The following is a 17466-nucleotide window of genomic DNA, read 5'->3' as shown; positions in this document are numbered from 1 at the left end:
GCCCCCGGCCCTAGCATGTTGACGGGGAGCACTGGGGGAGCGATGAACGATCTCTTCACGACGCTCGACCTGGCCGCCGGGCGCACTGCCGCCGGGCCGGGGCTGGACGGTCTGGTGGGCGGGTTGCTGGCGGAGGTGGCGGACGGCCGGCGGGTGCTGCGGGCGGTGGACCATCCGCTGGGGTTCTACTGTCTACCGGTGCTGCGCGAGGGCGCGCTCGGGGTGTGCGTGCACGTGTTCGACCCGGTCAGGGCCGCCGGGCGGCGCGAGATCCACTGCCACAGCTGGGAGCTGAAGAGCAGCGTGCTGTACGGGCGGGTCGGCAATCTGCGGGTCGGTGTGTTCGACGAGGCCGCGCGGCCGAGCCACCGGGCCTTCGAGGTGTACAGCGACGCGGCCGCGGGGGTGGACGAGGTCCGGCCCACGGCGCGGCTGGTCCGCTGGGAGCCGTTGGGCGAGGAGGTCAGCGGGCGGGGCGGGACGTACACCCTGGCGGCGGGGGAGTTCCACGTCACGGCGCTGCCGGACGGCGAGCCCGCCGCCACCGTGGTGCTGGGCCGTACCGTGCCGGGGCCGGTGGACGTGGTGCTGGGGCCGGTGGACGGGGGCGCCCGGCGGGTGGTGCGGCGGTTGTGCGACGCGGACCGGACGGCCCGGATCGCGGGGGAGGTCGCCAGGAGGATCGGTGGACGGGACGACAGCGGCCCCGGGTGACGGGGCGGGCGGGTTCGCCGAGGAGTGCCGGGTGGCGGTGGAGGCCGCGGAGGCGGCGGGCGCGCTGCTGAGGTCGCGCTTCCTGGACGCCTTCCGGGTGGACACCAAGGGCCCGGACGGCGACGTGGTCACCGAACTCGACCTGCTCGCCGAGGAACTGGTCACCCGCCGGCTGGCCGGGCGCTTCCCCGCCGACCGGATCCGGGCCGAGGAGGGCGGCGAGGTGGCCGGGCCGTCCGGCGGCCGCCGCACCTGGCTGGTCGACCCGCTGGACGGCAGCAACAACGTGGTCGTCGGCCTGCCGGCGTACGTGGTGGGGATCGCGCTGTGCGTGGACGGGGAGCCGGTGCTCGGGGTGGTGCACGACCCGGTGGCCGGCCGCACCTGGCGGGCCGTGCGCGGCGCGGGCGCGTTCGGGCCCGGGGGGCGGCTGCGGCTGCCGGTGCGGACGCCCGGGGCCGGACGCCCGGTGCTCGGCTGGACGCAGGGGCACGGGGTGGGCGGCGACCCGGTGGCGCGGGCGCTCAAGGACGGGCTGGAGGGCGGTGCCCGCCGGGTGCTCCAGCTCTGGGCGCCGCTGCTGACCTGGGCGCTGCTGGCCGGTGGGCTGATCGACGGTTTCGTCGGCTACCGGGCGGAGGAGATCGACCTGCCGGCCGGCTGTCTGCTGGCCACCGAGGCGGGGGTGGAGGTCCGGGGGCTGGACGGCGGACCGTTCAGCCCCCGGACCGGGCAGCCGGAGACGGCCCGCAGCTATGTCGCGGGCCGTCCGGAACTGCTGCCGTACCTGCTCGACCTGGTCGCCGGAGTCGGCTGACGGACGGCGGACGGCGGACGGCGGGCGCGGGCCGGGTGCTCACACCGTCAGGGCGAGCGCCGCCGTCGCCAGCGCGACGCCGCCGACCGCCAGCACCGCGCTCGCGCCGGCCACCCCCCGCAGCGGGACCCGCAGGCCGGCCGAGCGGCAGCGCTCGTACCAGAGCAGGGTGGCCAGCGAGGCCCAGGGGGCGATCAGCGGGCCGACGTTGGTGCCGATCAGCAGCGCCAGCAGCTGGCTGTGGTTGCCCGCCGGCACCGCGGCCTCCCCGGCCAGGTAGACCGGGAGGTTGTTCAGCAGGTTGGACAGGCCCGCGCCGACCGCCGAGGCCCGGAACAGGCCGAGGGTGCCGCCGTCGGTGCCGATCGCGTCGGCGAGCAGCCGGTGCAGCCCGTGCGCGTCCACGGTCTGCACCACGAGGAACATGCCGGGCACCATCACCAGCAGCCGCCACGGGATCAGCGAGGCCCGCAGCGCCGCCGGCCGTCGCAGCGCGAAGGCCGCCACCACGACGGCCGCCGCCGCGCCGGAGGCCACCCAGAGCGGGACGACCGCCGCCAGGCTGGCCACCAGGAAGCCGGCGCAGGCCACGGCGCAGATCCGGAACAGCACCCGGTCCCCGGGCCGGTGGGCCGCCGGCGGCCGGTAGCCGTCCGCGCCGCGCCGTCCGCGCCGCCAGTAGAAGGCCCACAGGCAGGCCATGGTGGCCAGCAGCGCCGCCAGCTGCGGCGCCCACATGGCGCGGGCCAGGCCGGCCGGGGAGAGCGCGACCCGGTCGGCGGCCAGCAGGTTGGTGAGGTTGGAGACCGGCAGCAGCAGGCTCGCCGTGTTGGCCAGCCAGACCGTGGTCATGGCCAGCGGCAGCGGGGCGATGCCGACCCGGGTGGCGAGGGCCAGCATGACGGGGGTCAGCAGTACGGCGGTGGTGTCGAGGTTCAGCACGGTGGTGGTCAGCGCGGCGAAGCCGACGCAGAGCAGGAACAGCGCGGGATAGCTGCCCCGCCCGGCCCGGGCCACCCAGGCCGCCACCACGTCGAACACCTCGGCCGCGCTGGTCAGCTCGGCGAGCACGATCACCGAGCCGAGGAAGGCCAGCAGCGGCACGATCCGTTGGAAGGCCGAGCCGGCGGCGTCCGCCGGGAGGAGCCCGGTGGCGAGGAACAGCAGGCCGCAGGCGAGCAGCCCCGCCGCCAGCAGGTCCAGGGGATGAAGCCGTTTGACGGCGGGCCGGTACGCGAACACGGACGTCAGGGTCGCACACGAGGCGATTCGGGTCGAGACTGCCCTGCGAACATCCGGCCACCCGTCGACCTGGTGTTCGTGCGGTGCGGCGGAAAAACCACCCGAATCCATTGCGGTGAAACAGGGTTGAGTCCCTCGTGATCGGTCATAAGCTCCTCCCATGGGGGCTCTTGACGCGATCCCGGGTGGCCCCGGGCCGATCGACTTCTTCATCAGCTACTCCCCGGCCGACGAGCGCTGGGCGGCCTGGATCGCCTGGACCTTGGAGGAGGCGGGCTACCGGGCCTTCCTCCAGGCCTGGGACTTCGTGCCCGGGACGAACTTCGTCGACTTCATGGACCGGGGCATCACCGAGTCCGCCGCCGTGATCGCGCTGCTCTCGCGCAACTACGAGCGCTCCCGCTACGGCCGGATGGAGTGGCAGGCCGCGCTGCGCGCCGACCCGGACGAGCCGGAACGGCGGTTGGTGACGGTCCGGATCGAGGACATCCCGGTGGACGGCCTGCTCGCCACCCTCACCTACATCGACCTGGTCGGCGTCACCGAGCCCGACCGCGCCCGAGGGCTGCTGCTGACCCGGGTCGCCCAGGCGATGGAGGGCCGGGCCCGCCCCGAGCTGTCCCCCGGCTACCCGGGCAGCGGCAGCGGCAACGGCAACGGCTCCGCGACGGGGACGGGCAGCGGCAGCGGATCCGGAGCCGGCAGCGCCCAGGACCTCGCCCCCGCCCCGCACCCGGGCGGCGACACCGGCCGGGCCGGCCGCCGCCGCCCCTCCGCCCGGCCCGAGTACCCGCAGGCCGCCGGACGCGCCGCCGGACGCGAGGCGGTCTCCGTCCTCCACCTGGCCGGCCCCGCCTTCGGCCGGGGCGCCGACCCGGTCGACCTCCAGGCGGCCCTCTGGGGCGACCTCGTCGAACTCGCCGACGCCGGCGCCCCCGCGCCCGAACTCGTCGTCGTCACCGGCGACCTCACCGCCACCGGCAGCCCCCGCGAGTGCGAGCAGGCGCTGACCTTCCTCACCGGGATCCGGTCCCTGCTCGGACTCGAACCGCACCGGGTGGCCGTGCTGCCCGGCGGCCAGGACGTCAGCCAGGCCGCCTCCCGCGCCTACTTCGCCACCTGCGAGGCCGACGAACTGCGGCCCGCCGCGCCGTACTGGCCCAAGTGGCGGCACTACTCCCGGCTGTTCCAGGAGTTCTACCAGGGCCTGGACGTGGTCTTCGACAGCGCCCAGCCGTGGACGCTCTTCCCGGTGCCCGAACTCGGCACCGTCGTCGCCGGGCTCAACTCCTCGATGGCCTGGACCCACCGGCCCGAGGACCGCTACGGCTGGCTCGGACCCGAGCAGGCGGCCTGGTTCGCGCAGGCGCTGCGCCCGTACGAGAACGACGGGTGGCTGCGGATCGGCGCGGTCAGGCACCCGGTCGCGACCGGACAGCCCGGACCGGCCGGACAAGCTGGGCACGTCGGGCAGGCCGGGCCGGGGCCCGCCGAGGCCGTCGGACCGCTGCGCGACGCCGACCGCTTCACCCGGCTCACCGCACCCCGCCTCCACCTGCTGCTGCACGGCCCCGCCACCGACAGCGACGGCCCCGGTTCCGGCCCCGGCCGCGGTCGCGCCGCGCGCCCGCTCCCCCCGCACCTGCTCCCCACCACGGCCGGCGAGCTGCCCGTGCTCGGCGCCACCGCCCCCGGCGCCCACCAGCTGCTCCGGCTCACCCGCGACGGCCTCACCCGCTGGCCCGCCTCCGCCTCCGCCTCCGCCTCCGCACCCACCGGCCCCGGCGCGACCGCCGGTCCCACCGCGCCGCACCGCCTCACCGTCGCCTGGCGCCGCGCCGGGCGCGCCTTCCCGGCCCCCGCCCCGGCCCCCCGCTCCGGCCCGCCGCAGCTGGAGGAGTCCCGGGCACCCGCCGACACCGACCACGAGACCCGCGCCCTCGCCTCCCCCCAGGAGGCCCTGCTGGCCCGGGTCGCCGAGGTCTGCCGCACCCGCCACCCCGGGGCCCAGATCCGCCCGGTGGCCGGCACCACGACCCAGCTCTTCGTCACCTGGGCGGCCGAGTCCGGGCTGGTCCGCCAGCAGCGGGTGGCCGCCTGCGTCGGCACCCCCACCGAGCAGGAGGTCGAGCAGTTCGTCGACGCCGTGCACGCCGACGGCGCCGGCCTCGACGCGGAACTCGTCCACGACGGACCGCCGCCCTCCCGCGAACTGCGCGACCGGGCCCGCCGCCGCGGCGTGCGGCTGCGCAGCTTCCTGGAGTTCCAGGGCCTGCTGGACCTGCGCGGCTACGTCGGCGCCCAGACCGAACGGCTCTCCACCGACAGCCAGTACCACCCCGACCTCTACCTCGCCCAGCGCTACCGCGACGCCGAACGCCCCGACGCCGACGAGCGCGAGGGCCTGGTCGACGAACTGCTCCGGCTGCTGGACTCCGACCACGGCCGCTTCGTGCTGCTGCTCGGCGACTTCGGCCGCGGCAAGACCTTCGCCCTGCGCGAGCTGGCCCGCCGGCTGCCCGCCGAACTCCCGCACCTGGCACCCCTGTTCATCGAGCTCAGCGCGCTCGACAAGGCGCACTCGCTGGACGGCCTGGTCGCCGCCCACCTCACCGAGCACGGCATCGACACCCTCGACCTGCGGGCCTTCCGCTACATGCTCCGGCAGGGGCGGGTGGTGCTGCTGTTCGACGGCTTCGACGAGCTCGTCAACCGGGTCAGCTACGAACGCGCCGCCGACCACCTCCAGGTGCTGCTGGACGCGGCCGTGGACAACGCCAAGATCGTCGTCACCAGCCGCACCCAGCACTTCAGCTCCCACGAGCAGGTGCTCACCGCCCTCGGCGAGCGGGTCGGCCTGCTCCCGCAGCGCCGGCTGATCGCCGTCCAGGACTTCACCCCGCACCAGATCCGCGGCTACCTCGGCAACCGCTACGGCGACGAGGAGACCGCGAGCCGCCGGATGCGGCTGCTGGAGGCCGTCCCCGACCTGCTCGCGCTGTGCCGCAACCCCCGGCTGCTGAGCTTCGTCGCCGACCTCGACCACGACCGGCTGCGCGCCGTCGCCGGCGCCGGGCGGGCGCTCAGCGCCGCCGGCCTGTACGAGGAGGTGTTCACCTCCTGGCTGCGGTTCGAGGAGCGGCGCGGCCACGGCGGCCCCGGCGCCGCGCCCGGCCTCGGCCTCGACCAGCTCTGGCAGGCCGTCACCCTGCTCGCCCTGCGGCTGTGGGAGAGCGGGCGCAGCTCCATCCCGCTGGACGAGATCGTCGACATCGCCGGCGTCCTCAACGGCCTCGCCGACAACCGGATGCCCACCCCGCAGGTCGCCCACGCCGTCGGCTCCGGCAGCCTGCTGGTCCGCTCCGACGAGGGCATGTTCCACTTCATCCACGGCTCGGTGGGGGAGTGGCTGGTCGCCCGCGCCGCCGCCGAGGCGCTGGCCCGCGCGGACACCACCCTGCTCGCCCGGGGCCCGCTCAGCCGGCTCGCCGTCGAGTTCCTCTGCGACCTGGCCGACCACCAGGCCTGCCAGCAGTGGGCCCGCGCCGTCCTGGACGCCCCCGAGACCGCCACCGAGGCGGCCCGGCTCAACGCCGTCAAGGTGCTCGACCGGCTGCGCGTCCCCGCCCACACCGACCTGCGCGGCGCCACCCTGGCCGGCGAGGACCTCTCGCACCGCGACCTGTCCGGCGTCGACCTGTTCGGAGCGGACCTGCGCGGTGCCCGGCTGCTCGGCGCCAACCTGTCCGGAGCGGACCTGCGCGGTGCCCGGCTGGCCGGCGCCCGCCTCGACTCCGCCGACCTCACCGGCGCGGACCTGCGCTTCGCCGATCTGCGCGGCGCCCGGCTGGTCCGCACCGACCTGCGCGGCGCCCGGCTCCGCGGCAGCCACTGGCAGCGGGCCGCGCTGATCTCCGCCGTCACCGACGAGGAGGTGCTCGCCGCCCCCGAGCTGGGCGCCGCCGCGATCGCCCCCGGGCTGCCGGTCGAGGCCGGCTTCAGCCCCTCCGAGGTCGGCGTCCCCTACGGCTTCGACGTGCGCTCCACCCGGCTGCCCGAGCCGGTCGCCTTCAGCCGCGACGGCCATCTGCTCGCCGTCGGCTCCGAGGACGGCAGCGTGCTGATCTGCGACGCCGTCACCGGCATCGCGCTGCGCACCCTCAAGGACCACATCGGGCGGGTCTACTCGGTCAAGTTCGCCGACGACGTGCTCGCCACCGGCAGCGCCGACGGCACCGTCCGGCTCTGGGACCCGGTCTCCGGCGAGTGCCGCCACCGCCTCGACGTGCACCCCGGCGGCGTCTGGCCGCTCTCGATCGCCCGGGACGGACGGCTGGTCGCCACCGGCGACCTGAACGGCGTGGTCACCCTCTGGGACTCCGTCACCGGCGAGCCCCGGCACCGCCTGCCCGGCCACGCCGCGCCCGTCTACACGGCGGTGTTCAGCCCCGACGGCGCGCTGCTGGTCACCGGCGACCAGCGCGGCGGCGGCCGGCTGTGGTCCACCGCGAACGGCCGCCGCCTCGCCGAACTCCCCGGCCACCGCGGCACCCTCTACCGTTCCGCGTTCAGCCCGGACGGCACCCTGGTCGCCACCGCCGACGGCGGTCCCGACGACGGCACCGGCGGCACCGTCCGGATCTGGGAGGTGGCCTCCCGCCGACTGCGCCACAGCATGCCCGGCCACGCCGGGCGGATCTACACCCTCGCCTTCCACCCCGACGGGGACCTGCTCGCCAGCGGCGACACCGAGGGGCAGATCCGGCTCTGGAACCCGCTCGACGGCACCGCGGTCGGCCGTCCGGAGGACTCCACCGGCAAGATCTACCAGGTCACCTTCGACGAGGCCGGCACCCGGTTCGCGGCCAGCGACAGCGACGGCGGCGTCCGGGTCTGGCGGGTCGGCCCCGCCGACGGCACCGGCGGGGCCCGGGAGGTGACGCCGCTGCGCCGGCAGCCGCCCGAGCACCGGGGCTCGGTCTGGGCCTGCCGGTTCCGGCCCGGCTCCGGCCGGGGCGGCGCGGAGAGCGACCCGCTGCTGGTCACCGGTGCCAACGACGGCCGGGTCCGGCTCTGGGACCCGGCCTCGGGCCGCAGCCGCCAGCTGCTGCGCGGCCACGGCCGGCGGATCGGCTCGCTCACCTTCAGCGGTGACGGCACCCTGTTGGCGGCCGGCGGAAACGACGGCCGGGTCCGGCTCTGGGAGCCGTCCACCGGCCGTCGGCTGCGCGAACTCTCGGGCCGCAGCAGCCGGCTGGTCTCGGCCGTGTTCAGCCCGGAGGAGGCGGTGCTGGCCACCGCCACCAACGACGGCGACCTGTGCCTGTGGAACGCCCGGACCGGCGAGTACCTGCGCGAGATGGACGTCGAGACCGAGCACGTCTGGGCGGAGGCGTTCAGCGCCGACGGCGTCCTGGTGGCCACCGCCAACGACGACGACACCGTCCGGATCTGGTACCGGCGCACCGGCGCCCACCTCAACACGCTCCGCGAGCACCGGGGCCGGGTCCGCTCGATCGCGTTCAGCCCGGACGGGCGGCAGCTGCTGACCGGCTGCGACGACAGCCGGGTGCGGATCTCCGACCTCGACGCCGGGCGGGTGGTGGCCGAACTCGACGGCCACACCGACCGGGTGTACGCCGTCTCGCCGGCCGCCGACAGCACCTGGCTGGCCAGCGCTTCCTGGGACGGCACCGCGGTGATCTGGGTGGACCGGGCCGTCCGGCACCGGCTGACCGGCCACGTCGGCCGGCTGTGGACCGCCGCCGCCCACCCGCGCCGCCCGCTGCTCGCCACCGCCGGGGACGACCGGGTGGTCCGGCTCTGGGACCCGCTCGCCGGGACCGAGGTGGCGGGGCTGCGCGGCCACACCGGCCGGATCCTGGCCGTCACCTTCAGCCCGGACGGCTCCCTGCTGGCCAGTGGCGGCGAGGACGGCACGATCCGGCTCTGGCGCGTCCCCGAGGAGGGCCGCCCGACCGCCCTCGCGACCCTGCTCGGCACCCCCGACGGCTGGGCCGCCCTGCTGCCCTCGGGCGCCTACAAGTGCGAGGGCGACGTCGCGGGCGAGTTCTGGCACGCCGTCGGCATGTGCCGCTTCGAACCGGGTGAGCTCGACTCCCATCTCCCCGGCGTCCACCGCCTCCCCCCGGAGGCGCTGCTCTGAGCGGGCTGCACGGCGGAGGCCCCGTCACGGATGACGGGGCCTCCTGGGGCAGTGCTGCTGCCGGGGGTGCTGCTACCGGTACTGCTACTCGTGCTGCTACTCGTACTGCTGCTACTGCTGCTGCTACTGGTACTGCACGGAGAGGGTGGCGCCGGCGAAGTCCTGCTGGGCGGCGAGGCTGAAGTAGACCCAGCCGGCCGGGGGGTCGGTGACGGTGAGGGTCTCGCCGTTGCCCGCGTTGGTGGACTTGGCGAGGAAGTTGCCGGTGGTGGCCCAGCTGGGACCGCCGTAGTAGAGGTCGGCGTTGCCGGTGCCGCCGCTGCTGGTGAGGGTCAGGGTCTTGACGCCGGCCGGCAGGTTGACGAAGTGGTAGCTGTAACTGCCGGCGTTGGCGGTCAGGTTGTCCCGGCGGCAGTTGTTGTCGAACTGGCGGGTGTCCGGGATGGTGCACACCGTGAGAGCCGGGGTGACGGGGCCGGTCGGGGCCTCCGGCAGCGGGCCGCAGTCGTTGGTGGCGCAGGCGTCCAGCCAGTTGCTGAAGTCGGCGTCGTAGCGGGTGCCGATGGTGGTCTTCAGGATGTCGCGGGCACCGTTCCAGTCACCGGCACGGTACTTGGTGAGCACGGCCTCGACGTCCGAGCGGTGCTGCTGGAGCATGAAGCGCACGGCGAGCCAGCCCCAGCGGTAGACCCGGGCGGAGTTGACGTCCGGATCGGCCTCCTGGCCGTAGACGGTGTCGAACAGCTGGCTGAGCTTGTAGGTCTTGTTGGCGGCCTCCTCGATCGCGTCCTCGTTGCGCTCGTCGCGGTAGCCGAAGGAGATGTTCTCGGCGATGCCCTCGACCCACCAGATGGTCGGGGTCACGAGGCTGGCGTCGAAGTCGCCGGCCATGTTGTAGCGGCCGTCGAGGTAGTGGGTGTACTCGTGGTTGAGGTTCCAGATCGAGAAGTCCGGGCGCAGCCAGGAGGCCTCGTGGGCGATGAAGCGGGCCTGGTTGCCCGGCTTGGCCGGGTTGCCCTCCTCGTACATGCCGCCGTTGTCGACGTCGATGTCGTAGAAGGCCCAGGCGTACCAGCTGTACTCGTCGTAGTTCTCGAAGGCGACGACCTCCAGGTTGGTGTTCACGTCGCCGGCGATGGCGCCCTTGTCACCGATGATCTTGTGGAAGTAGGCGTCCTGGTTGGTCAGGCTGGTGCAGGTGTCGGCGAGCTGGAGCGGGGACATGTCCTGCGCCCGGATCTTCAGGTCGGGGCTGCACGCGTGCTGGATCGGCAGGATGACCGGCATCAGGCGGGTGCTCAGGTCGCAGATGTCGTAGGTCGCGCAGTTGCCCTTGTCGAACTTGCGCGTGGCCCAGCCCAGGTTCATGGTGAGCGCGGCGGTCGGGCCGACGTTCGGGAAACGGTGGATCAGGTCCTTGAGCAGCGGCTTGGTGCGCTCCTTGAACTCCGGGAGGGAGAGGAAGTAGCCGAGGTGGCGGCCGACGTTGCTGACGACGTCGTCGCGGTTGAGCACCGAGGCGTTGCGGGTGATGAAGCCGGCCCAGAGGTCGAGGAGACCGGGGTCGTTCTTGATCGCGGCCTTCCAGCCCTGGGCGTCGGTCTTGTCCTCGAACGCGTCCTTCACGACCCAGTCGAGCTGGTTGAGGCTGTTCACCATCTGCTTGGGCCAGTTGCTCTTGTACGTATTGAGCAGCCACTTGATCTCGCCGAGGTACCGGCCGGTCGAGTGGGACTGGCTGACCACCTTGAGCACCTCGGCGAGGGTGTCGCCGTTGGCGTTGCTGATGTCCTTGCTGTGCGGTGCGGCGAAGAAGGCGTCCAGCGCGCCGCGGGTCGCGTTGTCGACCGCCGGGCCGTAGGCCCCGAGGGCGGTCGGGTACTGCTCCTTCTTGTAGTACCCGGCGCGCAGGTACGCCACCAGCTGGCCGGCGGAGGTGCTGGTGTCACCGGGGTAGGTGGTGGAGACGTCGCGCAGCGCATCGGCGACGGCCACCATCCGGGCCTCGTCGAAGGCGTTCGCGGCGCGGTCGGCCTTGAGGTCGAAGAGCGGCCAGGCGCAGGACGGCCTCGGCAGGTTCTTGAGGTGCTGGATCAGCGCGCTGCCCGTGGCGCTGATCAGCCCGTCGAGGTTCGGACAGGGAGCGTCCGGGGCCACGGCCGCCGCGAGGCTCTTGGCGGCGACGGCGCCGGCGGCGAGGGCGGTCTCGGTGGTCGGGGCGGCCTTCACCCGGAGGTCCGGGGTGCCGTGGAAGGTGTCCTTCTCGGCGTCGGGCGACTTCGGGAACGGGATGCCGCGCGGGGTGGTCGATGCGGCGTCGGGGGCCACCGTGATGGCGGCGGGGGCCGCCGCGGCTCCGGCCGGGGCGGTGTCGCCGGCCCGGGCCGTCTGCGGTGCGGCCAGGCCGAGCGCGAGGAATAAGGCGGCGCCGAGCGCGGGGAGTCTGCGCGCGGCGGACGTGGATATCCGGAAGGAATGCATCTGTGGGGGCCTCCGGGGCCTCTGGGCCACGTGTGGGGCACGCGGCTGACGATGTATGACAGGTAAAATTGCACATGTGGCATGGCAAAGGAAGGGTTTGCGCGGGCGCCCGGCGCACCGAAACTGAAACGTTGTCAGTTCGCGTACCTGACAAGCCTTTTGGCGGCAATTGGCCTGTCTTTGCCGGGGCATTGCGAGCCTCCCGCGCCGGCTCCGGACAGCGTTTCGCCCCGCCGGGCCGGCGAAGAGCCGGCTCGACGGGGCGAAACGACCAGGACCCCACCGCCCGACGGTGTCGGGCGGTGGGGGTCCTGGTGTGCTCGGTGCTTCACCCCGGTGGTGCGGGTGCTGCTACCAGTACTGCTGCTGCTACTGGTACTGCACGGAGAGCGTGGTCCCCGCGAAGTCCTGCTGGGCGGCGAGGCTGAAGTAGACCCAGCCGGCCGGGGGGTTGGTGATGGTGAGGGTCTCGCCGTTGCCCGCGTTGGTGGACTTGGCGAGGAAGTTGCTGGTGGTGGCCCAGCTGGAGCCGCCGTAGTACAGGTCGGCGTTGCCGGTGCCGCCGCTGCTGGTGAGGGTCAGCGTCTTGACCCCGGCCGGCAGGTTGATGAAGTGGTAGCTGTAGTTGCCGGTGGCGGCGGCCAGGTTGTCCCGGCGGCAGTTGTTGTCGAACTGGCGGGTGTCCGCGATGGTGCAGAGCGGGGTGGTCGGGGTGACCGGGCCGGTCGGGGCCTCCGGCAGCGGGCCGCAGTCGTTGGTGGCGCAGGCGCCGAGCCAGTTGCTGAAGTCGGCGTCGTAGCGGGTGCCGATGGTGGTCTTCAGGATGGTGCGGGCGCCGTTCCAGTCACCCGTGCGGTACTTGGCGAGCACGGCGTCCATGTCGGAGCGGTGCTGCTGCAGCATGTAGCGGGTGGCCAGCCAGCCCCAGCGGTAGACCCGGTTGGAGTTGACGTCGGCGTCGGCGGTCTGGTCGTAGACGGTGTCGAAGAGCTCGCTGAGCTTGTAGGTCTTCTTGGCCGCCTCGGCGATCGCGTCGGCGTTGCGCACGTTGCGGTAACCGTAGGAGATGTTCTCGGCGATGCCCTCGACCCACCAGATGGTCGGGGTCACGATGCCGGCCTCGAAGTCGCCGTACATGTTGTAGCGGCCGTCGAGGTAGTGGGTGTACTCGTGGTTGAGGTTCCAGATCTGGAACTCCGGGCGGATCCAGGACGCCTCGTGGGCGATGAAGCGGGCCTGGTTGCCGGCCACCGCCGGGTTGCCCTCCTCGTACATGCCGCCGTTGTCGACGTCGATGTCGTAGAAGGCCCAGGCGTACAGCGAGTACTGGTCGTAGTCGTCGAAGGCGACGACCTCCAGGTTGGTGTTCACGTCGCCGGGGATGGCGCCCTTGTCACCGATGATCTTGTGGAAGTAGGCATCCTGGTTGATCAGGCTGGTGCAGGTGGTCGCAAGCTGGCCCGGGGACATGTCCTGGGCCTTGATCTTCAGGCCGTCGTTGCAGACCTTCTGGATCGGCAGGATGACCGGCATGAGGCGGGTGTTCAGGTCGCAGATGCCGAAGTCCGCGCAGTGGCCCTTGTCGAACTTGCGCGTCGCCCAGCCCAGGTTCATGGTGATCGGGGCGGTCGGGCCGACGTTCGGGTAGCGGTTGATCAGGTCCTTCATGATCGGCCGCAGCTGGGCCTTCAGCTCCGGCACGTCCAGCGCGTAACCGAGGTAGCGGCCGATGTTGCTGACGATGTCGAAGCGGTTCAGCAGCGAGTCGTTACGGGTGATGAAGCCGGACCAGGAGTTCAGGATGCTGGGGTCGGCCTTGAGTGCGGCCTTCCAGCCCTTGCTGTCGTTGGCGGCCGCGAAGCCGTCCTTGAGGACCCAGTCGAACTCGGCGACGGTGGCCGTCATCCGCTCGGGCCAGGTGCCGGTGTAGTTGTCGAGCAGCCACTTGAAGTAGCCGGCGTAGCGGCCGAGGGTGTCGGTCTGGCCGATCACCTTGACGACCTCGACCATGAGGTCGCCGTTGGCGGCGGTGGCGTCCTTGCTGTGGTTGTTCGCGAAGAACGCGTCCAGCCCGCCGCGGGTGGCGGCGGCCAGCGTCGGGCCGTAGCTGCCGATGGCGTTCGGGTTGGTCTCGTGCAGGTAGTAGCCCGCCCGCAGGAAGAGCACCAGCTGGCCGACGGCCGTGCTGTTGTCGCCCGGGTAGGCCGGGGCGGCGTCGCGCAGCGCGTTGGCGACGGTCACCATGTTGGCCTCGCGGAAGGCGGAGCCCGAGGCGTTGACGTCGATGTTGAACAGCGGCCAGGTGCACTCGACCCGCGGCAGGGCCTTGAGCTGCTGGACCAGGGCGCTGCCCGAGGCGTTGAGCACCCCGGACAGGTCGGGACAGGGGTCCGCGGCGGCGGCCGAGAAGCCCTTGGCGGCCTTGACCGGAGCGGTGACCGGGGCGGCCGGCGGGGTGTGCGCCGTGGTGCTGTCCTGGGCGGAGATCTTGTAGGGGCTGGTGCTCTTGGCGTCGGGCGACTTGGGGACCGGGAACGACCGCGGCGTGGCGGCCGAGGTGCTGCCGCCGGCCGGGGTGGTGGCGCCGGCCGGGGCGGCCTGGGCCTGCGGGGCGAACAGTCCGAGGGCGATGAAGAAGGCCGCGCCGAGCGCAGGGAGCTTGCGCGCGTTGGCCATGGATATCCGGGAGGGACGCATCTGTGGGGGCCTCCGGGGCCGTTCGGGGCCGCGGCATGGGGGACGCGGCCACTCGATGTGTGACATGTAAAATGGCACACGCTGCCAGCCGCCGGGAAGGCCCAGGGGTCGAATAATCGTTCGCCGCAACCGAAACGTTGTCAGGGGGCCCCGTGGTGGGGCATTTGTCCTGGTAGGGCTCAGGCGGCCGGTGCGGCGGAACGTCCGGTCGCGGGGCGCGGGGCGAGCGTCGCGGCCGCCCGCGGGGTGAGCGCCGCGGCCTCCAGCGGAGCCGAGGGGTCGACCGAGAGGTCCGCCGGGGCCGGCTCGGCCCCGGCCCGGACCAGCAGGTCGCCGACGGCCGCGACCATCGCCCCGTTGTCGGTGCACAACCGCAGCGGCGGCACCCGCAGCGCGATCCCGGCCGAGGCGCAGCGCCGCTCGGCCAGCTCCCGCACCCGCGAGTTGGCGGCCACCCCGCCGACCACCACCAGCGTGCCGATCCCGTGGTCCAGGCAGGCCCTGACGGCCTTGCGGGTCAGCACGTCGGCGATCGCCTCCTGGAGCGCGGCGGCCGCGTCCGGGACGTTCGGCTCGGTCCCGGCGGCGCGCTGCGCCTCCACCCAGCGGGCGGCGGCGGTCTTGAGGCCGGAGAAGGAGAAGGCGTAGGGCGGGTCGTTCGGTCCGCTCAGCGGGCGCGGGAGGCGCACCGCGCGCGGGTCGCCGTCCCGGGCCGCCCGGTCGATCGCCGGGCCGCCCGGGTAGGGCAGGCGCAGGATCCGGGCGACCTTGTCGAAGCACTCGCCGGCCGCGTCGTCCAGGGTGTCCCCGAGGTGGACGACGGGGTCGCGGGCCAGGTCGCGCACCAGCAGCAGCGAGGTGTGCCCGCCGGAGACGATGAGCACGACGCACGGGTCGGGCAGCGGCCCGCCGTCGAGCGTCGCGGCGGCCACGTGCCCGGCGAGGTGGTGCACCCCGTACAGCGGGACGCCGAGCGAGAAGGAGTAGGCCTTGGCGGCCGCCACCCCGATCTGCAGCGCCCCGGCCAGGCCCGGACCGGCCGTCACCGCCACCGCGCCGACGTCGGCGAGGGTGAGCCCGGCCCGCCGCAGGGCCTCGTCGACCACCGGCGCCATCGCCTGGAGGTGTGCGCGGGCGGCGATCTCGGGGACCACGCCGCCGTAGCGGGCGTGCTCGTCCATCGAGGAGGCCACGGCCTGGCCGAGCAGTACGCCGTCGCGCACCAGCCCCGCGCCGGTCTCGTCGCAGGACGACTCGATGCCCAGCACCACCGGCGATCCGGCCACAGTGTCCACCCTTATTGCTTGCTTCTACTACCTGCAACTATTGTGCAACAAGGAACCGCGGTGAAGTTCTCCGGGGTGGGAGGAATACGCAGGAGCCGGTGCTTAGTTTCTGCAACTGATACGCAATAGTGTTGACCCGGCACGATCGTCACCGTTGAACTCGCCGAAAGGGCCCGTCTCCTGATGAGCACCTACTCGCTTCCCGACCTCCCGTACGACTACTCCGCGCTGGAGCGCGCGATGTCCGCGGAGATCCTGGAGCTGCACCACTCCAAGCACCACGCCGCGTACGTCAAGGGCGCCAACGACACCCTTGAGCAGCTCGCCGAGGCGCGGGACAAGGAGCAGTTCGGCGGCCTGGTCGGGCTGCAGAAGACCTTCGCCTTCCACCTGTCCGGCCACGTGCTGCACTCGCTGTTCTGGCAGAACCTCTCCCCGGAGGGCGGCGACCGCCCCGAGGGCGAGCTGGCCGACGCCATCACCGAGCACTTCGGCAGCTTCGACGCCTTCAAGAAGCAGCTGAGCACCGCCACCACCGGCGTCCAGGGCTCGGGCTGGGGCATCCTCTCCTGGGAGCCGCTGGCCGGCCGCCTGATCGTCGAGCAGGTCTACGACCACCACGGCAACGTCGGCCAGGGCACCACCCCGCTGCTGGCCTTCGACGCCTGGGAGCACGCCTACTACCTGCAGTACCGCAACGTCCGCCCCGACTACGTCACCCGCCTGTGGGACGTCGTCAACTGGCAGGACGTCTCGGCCCGCTTCACGGCGGCGAAGAGCGCCTGACCCCTCCTTTGTCGGGGTGAGTCGCCCAAAATCACCTGACCCAGGGCAGGGCAGGTAACGAAGGGCCCCCGAACGGTGCGAACCGTCCGGGGGCCCTTTCGTGCCCGTCAGGCAGACCCCTTGCCGTCGATCTCGTCCAGGAACGTGACCTCGAACGATTCGAGGTACCGGCCACGCTCGGCCAGGAACCGGCGGACATGGGGCTGCTGCTCGTGCAGCACGAAGCGCCGTGCCCCCACGGGTGGGGCACGGCGCTCGGTCTCGCGCTCAGGTCGCCGGTGGCGTGCTGAACGCGTCCAGGATTCTGTCCGCCGCGAGTGTCGCGGTCATTGTGCCCTCGCGCACCCGGCGCTCCAGCTCCGGGACCAGGCGGCCCACCTCGGGGTGGGAGTGGAGGCGGGCCAGCAACTGGTCGTGGACCATCGCCCAGGTCCACTCCACCTGCTGGTCGCGGCGCTTGGCGGCCAGCGCGCCGGTCGCGTCGAGGACCTTGCGGTGCTGCTGGAGGCGCTCCCAGAGCACGTCCAGCCCACCCCCGTCGCGGCCCGAGCAGGTCAGCACGGGCGGCGTCCAAGGGGCGTCCGGGGCCTGCAACAGCCTGAGCGCGCCCGCGAGTTCGCGGGCGGCGGCCTTGGCGTCGAGTTCGTGCGGGCCGTCGGCCTTGTTGACCGCGATGACGTCGGCGAGCTCCAGGACGCCCTTCTTGATGCCCTGCAACTGGTCGCCGGTGCGGGCCAGGGAGAGCAGCAGGAAGGAGTCGACCATGCCGGCCACGGTGGTCTCCGACTGGCCGACACCGACGGTCTCGATCAGCACCACGTCGTAGCCGGCCGCCTCCATCACCAGCATCGACTCCCGGGTGGCCTTGGCCACCCCGCCGAGGGTGCCGGAGGTCGGCGACGGCCGGACGAAGGCGTTCGGGTCCACCGCCAGGCGTTCCATCCGGGTCTTGTCACCCAGGATCGAGCCGCCGGTCCGGCTGGAGGTCGGGTCGACGGCCAGCACCGCGACCTTGTGGCCCTGCGCGGTGAGCATGGTGCCGAAGGCGTCGATGAAGGTCGACTTGCCGACCCCGGGCACCCCCGTGATGCCCACCCGGACCGCGCCGCCGGAGTGCGGCAGCAGCCTCGTCAGCAGCTGCTGCGCCAGCGCGCGGTGGTCGGGCCGGGTGGACTCGACGAGGGTGATGGCCCGCGCGATGTACGCGCGCGAGCCCTCCCGCACACCCGTCGCGTAGCTGTCGAGGTCGATCGTCCGGGGCGGCATCCGACCCGGGC

The 17466-nt window shown here is 73.2% G+C and carries 9 protein-coding genes; 4 read left to right on the top strand and 5 right to left on the bottom strand.

The features are described from left to right. Positions 1-42 precede the first annotated feature (42 nt). On the top strand, positions 43-714 hold the full coding sequence (locus tag ACW14Y_RS08610) for a hypothetical protein (RefSeq protein WP_456986406.1): 672 nt from the start codon (positions 43-45) through the stop codon (positions 712-714). Next, positions 686-1531, top strand: a complete 846-nt coding sequence (locus ACW14Y_RS08605; protein ID WP_456986405.1) for an inositol monophosphatase family protein — start codon at positions 686-688, stop codon at positions 1529-1531. Before ACW14Y_RS08610 ends, ACW14Y_RS08605 begins: the two co-directional genes overlap by 29 nt. A 39-nt stretch (positions 1532-1570) precedes the next feature. Here ACW14Y_RS08605 and ACW14Y_RS08600 read toward each other — a convergent pair whose 3' ends face one another. Next, positions 1571-2773, bottom strand: coding sequence for an ArsB/NhaD family transporter (locus ACW14Y_RS08600; protein ID WP_380310400.1), 1203 nt, complete (start codon positions 2771-2773; stop codon positions 1571-1573). Positions 2774-2933: 160 nt separating this feature from the next. Here ACW14Y_RS08600 and ACW14Y_RS08595 point away from each other — a divergent pair, with 160 nt between their 5' ends. Further along, a complete protein-coding gene (locus tag ACW14Y_RS08595; RefSeq protein WP_456986404.1) occupies positions 2934-8939 on the top strand; it encodes a WD40 domain-containing protein in 6006 nt (2001 codons plus the stop codon). Positions 8940-9062: 123 nt separating this feature from the next. Here ACW14Y_RS08595 and ACW14Y_RS08590 read toward each other — a convergent pair whose 3' ends face one another. The 3 genes from ACW14Y_RS08590 to tsaD all read right to left on the bottom strand — a co-directional run bounded on the left by ACW14Y_RS08590 (position 9063) and on the right by tsaD (position 15403). Further along, positions 9063-11420: a collagenase gene (locus ACW14Y_RS08590; RefSeq protein WP_456986403.1), complete on the bottom strand. Its 2358-nt coding sequence runs from the start codon at positions 11418-11420 to the stop codon at positions 9063-9065. A gap of 369 nt (positions 11421-11789) precedes the next feature. Continuing rightward, positions 11790-14096 carry a collagenase gene (locus ACW14Y_RS08585; protein ID WP_456986402.1) on the bottom strand — a complete coding sequence of 769 codons (2307 nt, stop codon included), beginning with the start codon at positions 14094-14096 and terminating at the stop codon, positions 11790-11792. 200 nt (positions 14097-14296) lie between these two features. Next, positions 14297-15403 carry a tRNA (adenosine(37)-N6)-threonylcarbamoyltransferase complex transferase subunit TsaD gene (gene tsaD, locus ACW14Y_RS08580; RefSeq protein ID WP_456986401.1) on the bottom strand — a complete coding sequence of 369 codons (1107 nt, stop codon included), beginning with the start codon at positions 15401-15403 and terminating at the stop codon, positions 14297-14299. A 183-nt stretch (positions 15404-15586) separates the two neighbouring features. On the opposite strand from tsaD, the gene ACW14Y_RS08575 reads away from it, so the two are divergent. Further along, entirely contained in the window at positions 15587-16189 is a 603-nt protein-coding gene (locus tag ACW14Y_RS08575; RefSeq protein ID WP_043472659.1) for a superoxide dismutase, read from the top strand. A gap of 267 nt (positions 16190-16456) precedes the next feature. Here the strand turns inward: ACW14Y_RS08575 and meaB are convergent, their stop codons facing one another. Next, entirely contained in the window at positions 16457-17455 is a 999-nt protein-coding gene (gene meaB, locus ACW14Y_RS08570) for a methylmalonyl Co-A mutase-associated GTPase MeaB (protein WP_380306225.1), read from the bottom strand. Positions 17456-17466: the final 11 nt, after the last annotated feature.

It is taken from the genome of Kitasatospora sp. cg17-2 (genome assembly GCF_054031055.1).
The sequence above is the reverse complement of the archived record's forward strand: the minus strand, read 5'-3'. Positions and strand labels throughout refer to the sequence as shown.

Coding starts and splice junctions, on each gene's coding strand:
- meaB (WP_380306225.1), bottom strand. CDS start 17,455: ATGCCGCCCCGGACGATCGACCTCGACAGCTACGCGACGGGTGTGCGG.
- ACW14Y_RS08595 (WP_456986404.1), top strand. CDS start 2,934: ATGGGGGCTCTTGACGCGATCCCGGGTGGCCCCGGGCCGATCGACTTC.
- ACW14Y_RS08590 (WP_456986403.1), bottom strand. CDS start 11,420: ATGCATTCCTTCCGGATATCCACGTCCGCCGCGCGCAGACTCCCCGCG.
- ACW14Y_RS08585 (WP_456986402.1), bottom strand. CDS start 14,096: ATGGCCAACGCGCGCAAGCTCCCTGCGCTCGGCGCGGCCTTCTTCATC.
- ACW14Y_RS08610 (WP_456986406.1), top strand. CDS start 43: ATGAACGATCTCTTCACGACGCTCGACCTGGCCGCCGGGCGCACTGCC.
- ACW14Y_RS08575 (WP_043472659.1), top strand. CDS start 15,587: ATGAGCACCTACTCGCTTCCCGACCTCCCGTACGACTACTCCGCGCTG.